This is a genomic window from Microbacterium umsixpiens (assembly GCF_053543675.1).
The window spans coordinates 19,960-23,197 of sequence record NZ_JBLVOH010000254.1 but is presented as its reverse complement, the minus strand read 5'-3'; the positions used below and the strand labels follow the sequence as shown (position 1 = coordinate 23,197).

The following is a 3,238-nucleotide window of genomic DNA, read 5'->3' as shown; positions in this document are numbered from 1 at the left end:
CACCGGTCAGGAAGGTCGCGACGAGCAGAAGAAGGGCAGCGACCCCTGCTGCGGTGCGGAGGCGTCGACTCAGACGCCCGATGCGTCCGTCGGCGAGGAAGAACCCCAGCTGCTGCAGCGTCATCCACACGAAGGCGAGGTTCAGGAAGCCGAGGCCCTCGAGCCCGGTCGCGGCGCGCAACACGTCGACGGCGATGGATGCCGCGACGAGAGCACCGATCGTGCGGTAGGGGGCGCGCTCGTGGGCGGCGGCCAATGCGGGAAGCAGCGCCTGGCACAGGAGGAAGACGCCGAGGAACCAGAGCGGCTGACCGTAGCGGAAGCCCGCGGTCGCGATCAGATCGGCGGGTACACCGAAGACCGTGAGGAGCGCGAGCCCGACCCCGACGATGGCGATCGTGAAGACGGCGGGTCGCAGCAGGCGATGCAGGCGGCCGGCGACGAAGCCGACGGCGGTGCCGCCGCGCTCCCGCATTCGGCGGTAGGCGAGGAGCCCGGAGAACCCGCCGATCACGAAGAACAGCGGCATCACCTGGAGGAGCCAACTCAGCGGTGCGATCCACCCGGTACTGTCGCTGGCGTTCTCGAACACGGGACCGGACGCGTCGACGGTGACGCCCACCATGATCGAGTGGAGCAGGACCACGCCGAGGACGCAGAGCGCCCGGACGAAGTCGATACCGGTGTCACGGGACGCGCGTTGCGGAGGCGCGATGATGCCGGCAGTGGGTGCCTGGACGGTGGTCATGAGTCCTCCTCGGGAGCGGTGTCCCAGGAGACTATGGATGCCGTGTCCGCGGATGCATCACCCTCGGGTGCCGTTACGACCCCCTACGACGGTGTGAGTCAGGAGGACGGCTCGACCAGTCCGGTGTCGTAGGCGAGGATCACCGCATGCACGCGGTCGCGGAGGTTCAGCTTGGCGAGCACCTTGCCGACATGGGTCTTGACGGTCTGCTCCGCGATGAAGAGGTCGGCCGCGATCTCGGTGTTCGAGCGCCCTTTCCCGATCAGCACCAGCACCTCCCGCTCGCGGTCGGTGAGTTCGGCGAGCGCAGTGGCCGAGCGAGGTGCACGGGGCCTGCGGCCGGCGAACTGCTCGATGATTCGTCGGGTCACGCTCGGCGCGAGGAGCGCATCCCCGTTCGCGACGACGCGCACCGCGTGCACGAGCTCCTCGGGGAGTGCGTCCTTCAGCAGGAACCCGCTGGCTCCGGCCTCCAGCGCGTCGTACACGTAGTCGTCGATGTCGAAGGTGGTGAGCATCAGGATCCGGGGGACATGCGCGGCGGGGTACGACGGGCCGAGGATCCGCCGGGTGGCTTCGATCCCGTCGAGTTCGGGCATGCGCACGTCCATCAGGATCACGTCGGGATCCAGACGCGCCGCCAGGGCGACGGCTTCGGCGCCGTTCGCCGCCTGCCCGGACACCCGAATGCCCTCGTGGGCATCGAGGAGAGCGGCGAAACCCGCACGGACCATGGCCTGATCGTCGGCGATGAGGACGCTGATCGTCACGGGGTCTCCTTGTCGAGAGAAGCGGCTGCGCCCGCATCGGAACCGTCCGCATCCAGGGGGAGCACGGCCTCCACGTCCCAGCCGCCACCGGATGAGGGGCCGGCCGAAAGGCTGCCGCCCAGGATCTCGGCGCGTTCGCGCATCCCGCGCAGGCCGTAGCCCCCGCCGGGGCCGTCGGGCGTGCGGGGCGGTGCGCCGTTGTGCACACGGATGCGGATGCTGCGGGCCTCGGCATGCAGCTGCACGGCGATGCGGGCACCGGGCGCGTGCCGCACGGCGTTGCTCAGCGCCTCCTGGACGATGCGGAACGCGGCGATCTGCACCGAGGGTGTCGCCGCTGCTGCGGCCTCGCCGCCCTCGAGCACGAGTCCGACCTCGACCCCCGCGCGGCGGATGGTGTCGACCAGCGCCGGGATGTCGTCGATGCCCTGTTGGGGAGCGAGCTCGGCGGTCTGGTCTTCGGTGCGGAGCACCCCGAGCATCCGCCGCATCTCGGCCAGCGAGCCGCGGGCGGTCGCAGCGATGTCGTCGAACTCGGCTGTCGCCGCGTCGTTGAGCGCGGGAATGCGATATTTGGCGGTCGACGCCTGCACCTGGATCACGGACATGCTGTGTGCGACCACGTCGTGCAGCTCGCGCGCGATCCGCGTGCGTTCCTCGACGAGCGCGCGCCGGGCCTCCTCGAGCGCGCTGTGCTCCTTCTCGCGCGTCAGCTCGGCAGCGACCCGGACCCTCCCGGCGACGAGCGCCGCGATGAGGTACACCGCGGACGCCACCGCTGTCGTGACGATGAGGTCGGCCGTGGCGCTGGCGGATGACTCCGGCGTGGCCACCATGTCGGGGCGGAGCACCGGCGCCAGAAGCGATGCGATCGCGCCGAGGATCAGTGCGAAGGCACCGAGGCGTGCGCCATGGAGGAATGTGACCACCCCGACGAACAGGGCGAAGGTCAGGAGGGCGGGGACGGGCCAGGGCCACGGCGACTGGATCGCGAGTTCCGGCACGACCGTGAGTGGCAGGGTGAGTGCTCCCACGGTGAACAAGCCGATCGCCCAGACCGGGCGGCTGATCGCGAGCACAGGCGAGACGCACAGCGCCGCGCCGAGGATGAACGACAGAGGCAGCGGCGTGCCGGACAGGACGGTCTGGAGCGGGACGAGGATCGCGTACAACGCCACGACCGCCACACCCAGCGCCCCGAGGGCGAAGGTGCGACGGCTGATCCGTTGGCGCAGCGGTGTGCGCTGTCGGCGGCGTGCCATGACTGTCATCCTGCCAGTTGCGGCGCGGGAGCGCGGCGGCGCCGGGCCGCGGCGATGCGGTCGATCGTGAAGCCGATCACGAGCGCGATGACGATGCCGAGACCGGCGCTCAGCAGCGGCTGGTCCTTGATCCAGGCGCCGGCGAGCAGGCCGATCGCCAGGCTGAAGACGCTCCAGCTGGCACCGGCGATCAGACTCAGGGGCAGGAAACGCCGCCACGGGAACCCGAGAGCCCCGGCGGACATGTTGACCGCGACGCGTCCGACCGGGATGTAGCGGGCGCCGAGGATGAGGGTGGCACTGCGCCGATCGAGCGCCTGCTGAGCGTAGGCGAATGTCGCCGCCACACGGGGGCGTCTCATCCAGGCGAATCGCGTGGTGCCGAGCCGTCGGCCGATCACGAAGGCGATGTTGTCGCCGATCGCCGCGCCGATCGCGGCGCCCGCACCGAGGAGAAG

General features: G+C 70.5%; 4 protein-coding genes. All 4 read right to left on the bottom strand.

Annotated features, from left to right (window positions below):
- Positions 1 to 748 (bottom strand): acyltransferase family protein (locus ACNPM4_RS20890; protein WP_448987041.1); only part of this gene is annotated, 748 nt, incomplete at its 3' end.
- Positions 749 to 846: 98 nt separating this feature from the next.
- Positions 847 to 1,518: a response regulator gene (locus tag ACNPM4_RS20885; protein WP_400858436.1), complete on the bottom strand. Its 672-nt coding sequence runs from the start codon at positions 1,516 to 1,518 to the stop codon at positions 847 to 849.
- A complete protein-coding gene (locus tag ACNPM4_RS20880) occupies positions 1,515 to 2,780 on the bottom strand; it encodes a sensor histidine kinase (protein WP_448987040.1) in 1,266 nt (421 codons plus the stop codon). Before ACNPM4_RS20880 ends, ACNPM4_RS20885 begins: the two co-directional genes overlap by 4 nt.
- Positions 2,781 to 2,785: 5 nt before the next feature.
- Positions 2,786 to 3,238 (bottom strand): DedA family protein (locus tag ACNPM4_RS20875; protein ID WP_448987039.1); only part of this gene is annotated, 453 nt, incomplete at its 5' end.